Origin of the sequence: Microcoleus sp. FACHB-831, assembly GCF_014695585.1 — a bacterium.
GTDB lineage: Bacteria > Cyanobacteriota > Cyanobacteriia > Cyanobacteriales > FACHB-T130 > FACHB-831.
In genome coordinates this window covers 1-5,348 of sequence record NZ_JACJON010000085.1, presented here as the reverse complement: position 1 = coordinate 5,348, position 5,348 = coordinate 1, and the positions used below count along the sequence as shown (strand labels likewise).

Here is a 5,348-nt window from a genome sequence, read left to right as displayed (position 1 = left end):
ATTTTAGCAACCTGGAAGTTTTTTTTTCAAAATACTTGACACTTTTAGGAGAAGCAAGCTACATTGATAAAGCGGTGGAGAGAGCCAAGCGCAAGCGAAGCGAACTGACGGCCGCCGAACCTAGAAAATATCATAGTTTGAAAGCCAGAATAACACAAAGCCTCGTCAAAAACAATAAAGCGAGGGCGGGAGTAGATACTAAGGCAAGAAACCTGAGTAATACTCAAGCCATTGAGCTAAAAAAGACGAAGAGAAAGAAGATTACCGGTTAATTTTAATTAACCGGAGCCACAAACTGTTCAATAAAATGGAGAGTTTGATCCTGGCTCAGGATGAACGCTGGCGGTATGCTTAACACATGCAAGTCGAACGGGGGTAGAAATACCCTAGTGGCGGACGGGTGAGTAACGCGTGAGAATCTACCAACAGGATGGGGATAACAGAGGGAAACCGCTGCTAATACCCAATGTGCCGAGAGGTGAAAGATTAATTACCTGTTGAGGAGCTCGCGTCCGATTAGCTAGTTGGTGGGGTAAGAGCCTACCAAGGCATCGATCGGTAGCTGGTCTGAGAGGACGATCAGCCACACTGGGACTGAGACACGGCCCAGACTCCTACGGGAGGCAGCAGTGGGGAATTTTCCGCAATGGGCGAAAGCCTGACGGAGCAATACCGCGTGAGGGAGGAAGGCTCTTGGGTTGTAAACCTCTTTTCTCAGGGAAGAACAAAATGACGGTACCTGAGGAATAAGCATCGGCTAACTCCGTGCCAGCAGCCGCGGTAATACGGAGGATGCAAGCGTTATCCGGAATCATTGGGCGTAAAGCGTCCGCAGGTGGCTAATCAAGTCTGCCGTCAAAGACCGTAGCTCAACTACGGAAAGGCGGTGGAAACTGATAAGCTAGAGTGCAGTAGGGGTAGAGGGAATTCCCAGTGTAGCGGTGAAATGCGTAGAGATTGGGAAGAACACCGGTGGCGAAAGCGCTCTGCTGGACTGCAACTGACACTCATGGACGAAAGCTAGGGGAGCGAATGGGATTAGATACCCCAGTAGTCCTAGCCGTAAACGATGGATACTAGGTGTGGCCTGTATCGACCCGGGCCGTGCCGTAGCTAACGCGTTAAGTATCCCGCCTGGGGAGTACGCGCGCAAGCGTGAAACTCAAAGGAATTGACGGGGGCCCGCACAAGCGGTGGAGTATGTGGTTTAATTCGATGCAACGCGAAGAACCTTACCAGGGCTTGACATGTCGCGAATCTTCTTGAAAGAGAAGAGTGCCTTCGGGAGCGCGAACACAGGTGGTGCATGGCTGTCGTCAGCTCGTGTCGTGAGATGTTGGGTTAAGTCCCGCAACGAGCGCAACCCTCGTTCTTAGTTGCCAGCATTAAGTTGGGCACTCTAGGGAGACTGCCGGTGACAAACCGGAGGAAGGTGGGGATGACGTCAAGTCAGCATGCCCCTTACGCCCTGGGCTACACACGTACTACAATGGTAGGGACAAAGGGCAGCAAGCATGCGAATGCAAGCAAATCCCATAAACCCTGCCTCAGTTCAGATCGCAGGCTGCAACTCGCCTGCGTGAAGGAGGAATCGCTAGTAATTGCAGGTCAGCATACTGCAGTGAATCCGTTCCCGGGCCTTGTACACACCGCCCGTCACACCATGGAAGCTGGCCACGCCCGAAGTCGTTACTCCAACTGGCAACAGAGGAGGACGCCGAAGGCAGGGCTGGTGACTGGGGTGAAGTCGTAACAAGGTAGCCGTACCGGAAGGTGTGGCTGGATCACCTCCTTTTAGGGAGACCTACTGCTTGTTGAACTTAGATTTTCAGCCTACGATAGTAAGGCGAAGAAACAAGGCAACAAGTTAGACATCCCAAGGTCGTGCGATGGCTAAGTGGCCTGAAAAAGGCAAAAAAGGCTTTCAAACTATGAATCAGGTTCGCATACATGGGCTATTAGCTCAGGTGGTTAGAGCGCACCCCTGATAAGGGTGAGGTCCCTGGTTCGAGTCCAGGATGGCCCACCTAAAATTAGTGGGTAAGCCCAAAATCGGCAAAAAGTAAAAAGCAAAAAGTAAATAAAAACCGGAAAACAAGCCAGCAACTAGATTGAGGAAAAGCAATCAGACTGCTGGACAAGTATCCAGCCAGAACCTTGAAAACTGCATAGAAACATAGTAAGTCAACTAGAGAAAGATGCCATTACAGGCGTCTGTATCTTGAAGACACAGACAAACAAAAAGACAAACAAAAACACCACAACAAAAGTGGTCAAGCTAATTAGGGCTGACGGTGGATACCTAGGCACGCAGAGGCGAAGAAGGACGTGGCGACCGACGAAACACTTTGGGGAGCTGGAAGCAAGCATAGATCCGAAGATATCCGAATGGGGCAACCCCAAGAACTACCAACTGAATCCATAGGTTGGAAAGAGCCAACCCAGTGAACTGAAACATCTAAGTAGCTGGAGGAAGAGAAAGCAACAGCGATTCCCTTAGTAGCGGCGAGCGAAGCGGGATTAGCCTAAACCATTTGGCAAGTCCAGATGGGGTAGTGGGACAGCAACAAAAGACCAAAAAGATTAGACGAAGCAGCTGAGAACTGCACCAAAGAAGGTGAGAGTCCTGTAGTCAACAATCAGATTGGCTTAGCTGGATCCCGAGTAGCACGGGGCACGTGAAATCCCGTGTGAATCAGCGAGGACCATCTCGTAAGGCTAAATACTACTGCGTGACCGATAGTGAACCAGTACCGCGAGGGAAAGGTGAAAAGAACCCCGGAAGGGGAGTGAAATAGAACATGAAACCGTCAGCTTACAAGCAATGGGAGGACTATTGAAAGTCTGACCGTGTGCCTGTTGAAGAATGAGCCGGCGACTTACAGGCAGTGGCAGGTAAAAGCAAAGCAATGCTAAAGCCAAAGCGAAAGCGAGTCTGAAAAGGGCGAATTAAGTCACTGTTTGTAGACCCGAACCCGGGTGATCTAACCATGTCCAGGATGAAGCTTGGGTAACACCAAGTGGAGGTCCGCACCGACTGATGTTGAAAAATCAGCGGATGAGGTGTGGTTAGGGGTGAAATGCCAATCGAACCCGGAGCTAGCTGGTTCTCCCCGAAATGTGTTGAGGCGCAGCGGTTGTGATTATAGTCTGGGGGTAAAGCACTGGTTCGGTGCGGGCTGCGAGAGCGGTACCAAATCGAGACAAACTCTGAATACCAGGCGAACACACAGCCAGTGAGACGGTGGGGGATAAGCTTCATCGTCGAGAGGGAAACAGCCCAGACCACCAGCTAAGGCCCCAAAATGGCAGCTAAGTGAATAAGGAGGTGGGAGTGCATAGACAACCAGGAGGTTTGCCTAGAAGCAGCCATCCTTGAAAGAGTGCGTAATAGCTCACTGGTCAAGCGCTCCTGCACCGAAAATGAACGGGGCTAAGCGGCCTGCCGAAGCTGTGGGATAATTTATTATCAGTAGGGGAGCGTTCCGACGCGAGAGAAGCACTAGCGGCAAGCAGGTGTGGACAAATCGGAAGTGAGAATGTCGGCTTGAGTAGCGCAAACATGGGTGAGAATCCCAGGCCCCGAAACCCTAAGGGTTCCTCCGCAAGGCTCGTCCACGGAGGGTTAGTCAGGACCTAAGGCGAGGCAGAAATGCGTAGTCGATGGACAACGGGTGAATACTCCCGTACCAGTCATTGTTTGTGCAGAGGGACGGAGTAGGCTCATATCAGCCAGCGATTGGTAGTGCTGGTGCAAGCAGTTAAGGCGATAACAAGCGGTGAAAACGCTTGAGCTAAGACGCGAGTCCGAGTTGCTACGGCGACGAAGTGGTGCAAGTCAAGCTTCCAAGAAAAGCTCTAAACACGTTAAACAATGAATGCCTGTACTCGAAACCGACACAGGTGGGGAGGTTGAGAAAACCAAGGGGCGCGAGATAACTCTCTCTAAGGAACTCGGCAAAATGGCCCCGTAACTTCGGGAGAAGGGGTGCCAGTAATACTGGTCGCAGTGAAGAGGCCCAAGCGACTGTTTACCAAAAACACAGGTCTCCGCTAAGTCGCAAGACGATGTATGGGGGCTGACGCCTGCCCAGTGCCGGAAGGTTAAGGAAGTCGGTTAGGGGCAACCCAAAGCTGGCGACTGAAGCCCCGGTGAACGGCGGCCGTAACTATAACGGTCCTAAGGTAGCGAAATTCCTTGTCGGGTAAGTTCCGACCCGCACGAAAGGCGTAACGATTTGGGCGCTGTCTCAGAGAGAGGCTCGGCGAAATAGGATTGTCTGTGAAGATACGGACTGCCTGCACCAGGACAGAAAGACCCTATGAAGCTTTACTGTAGCCTGGAATTGGGTTCGGGCTTTGCTTGCGCAGGATAGGTGGGAGGCGTTGAACATTCCCTTGTGGGGGGATGGGAGCCAACGGTGAGATACCACTCTGGCGAAGCTAGAATTCTAACCTTTAGCCATTATCTGGCAAAGGAACCGTTTCAGGTGGGCAGTTTGACTGGGGCGGTCGCCTCCTAAAAGGTAACGGAGGCGTGCAAAGGTTCCCTCAGCATGGTTGGAAACCATGCGGCGAGTGCAAAGGCAAAAGGGAGCTTGACTGCGAGAGCTACAACTCGAGCAGGGACGAAAGTCGGCCTTAGTGATCCGACGGTACTGCATGGAAAGGCCGTCGCTCAACGGATAAAAGTTACTCTAGGGATAACAGGCTGATCTCCCCCAAGAGTCCACATCGACGGGGAGGTTTGGCACCTCGATGTCGGCTCATCGCAACCTGGGGCGGAAGTACGTCCCAAGGGTTGGGCTGTTCGCCCATTAAAGCGGTACGTGAGCTGGGTTCAGAACGTCGTGAGACAGTTCGGTCCATATCCGGTGCAGGCGCAAGAGCATTGAGAGGATCCCTCCTTAGTACGAGAGGACCGGGAGGGACGCACCGCTGGTGTACCAGTTATCGTGCCAACGGTAAACGCTGGGTAGCCATGTGCGGAGCGGATAACCGCTGAAAGCATCTAAGTGGGAAGCCCACCTCAAGATGAGTGCTCTCACTACAAAAAGTAGGTAAGGTCACAGGTAGATTACCTGTTGATAGGCGCTAGGTGGAAGTGCAGCAATGCATGCAGCCAAGGCGTACTAATAGACCGAGGGCTTGACCTCATATTGTTTTTGTTTTTCTCCACTATGTTTCTATGCAGCCTTCAAGGTTGCTGCCTTTAGCATCCATCCACCTTTCCTGGTGCGTTTAGCGCGGTGGCTCCACACCGACTCCATCCCGAACTCGGAGGTGAAACGCCGCAGCGGCAAAGATACTTTGGGGGCGACCCTACGGGAAAATAGCTCCGTGCCAGG

General features: G+C 52.1%; 1 protein-coding gene, 1 tRNA gene and 3 rRNA genes. All 5 read left to right on the top strand.

Going from position 1 to position 5,348, the window contains the following annotated elements; genetic code table 11:
* Positions 1-272 (top strand): hypothetical protein (locus H6F77_RS27290; RefSeq protein WP_206753502.1); only part of this gene is annotated, 272 nt, incomplete at its 5' end.
* Between the two features lie 32 nt (positions 273-304).
* A 16S ribosomal RNA gene (locus tag H6F77_RS27285) occupies positions 305-1,795 on the top strand.
* Positions 1,796-1,952: 157 nt separating this feature from the next.
* Positions 1,953-2,026 (top strand) — tRNA-Ile (locus tag H6F77_RS27280).
* Positions 2,027-2,271: 245 nt separating this feature from the next.
* Positions 2,272-5,156 (top strand): 23S ribosomal RNA (locus H6F77_RS27275).
* Positions 5,157-5,231: 75 nt separating this feature from the next.
* A 5S ribosomal RNA gene (rrf, locus tag H6F77_RS27270) occupies positions 5,232-5,348 on the top strand; the annotation flags it as partial.